At 39.2% G+C, this 273-nt stretch carries 1 protein-coding gene; it reads right to left on the minus strand.

All coding sequences use genetic code 11. The annotated features are described in order from the left end of the window. The coding region (locus tag AAEY83_RS14960; RefSeq protein ID WP_502945192.1) for a 5-methylcytosine restriction system specificity protein McrC at positions 1-180 on the minus strand (180 nt) is incomplete at its 3' end. Positions 181-273 lie beyond the last annotated feature (93 nt).

The following is a 273-nucleotide window of genomic DNA, read 5'->3' on the forward strand; positions in this document are numbered from 1 at the left end:
GTGCCTAAACTGCTTAAGTGATTTAAGCATCATGAGTAATGACGCGCGCGAGGCGCTGTCATCACTATTTTTAGCTACTTTAGGTAATACTTCTATTTGGGTTCCATCGGGAGTAAAAATCACACCTGCATAGTTTTTAACTTGTAATACCTCACAGCTATCAACTTGCTTTAAGCGCATGAATCGACTTTCTGAGTCATCACATAAACATAACTTTCTTAAATAATTGTATGCGTCTCCAGAAATAGGTTTTATCTGGGGCGATGCTGGTAC

The organism is Psychrobacter sp. TB20-MNA-CIBAN-0197 (assembly GCF_040309765.1).
Classification (GTDB): domain Bacteria; phylum Pseudomonadota; class Gammaproteobacteria; order Pseudomonadales; family Moraxellaceae; genus Psychrobacter; species Psychrobacter submarinus.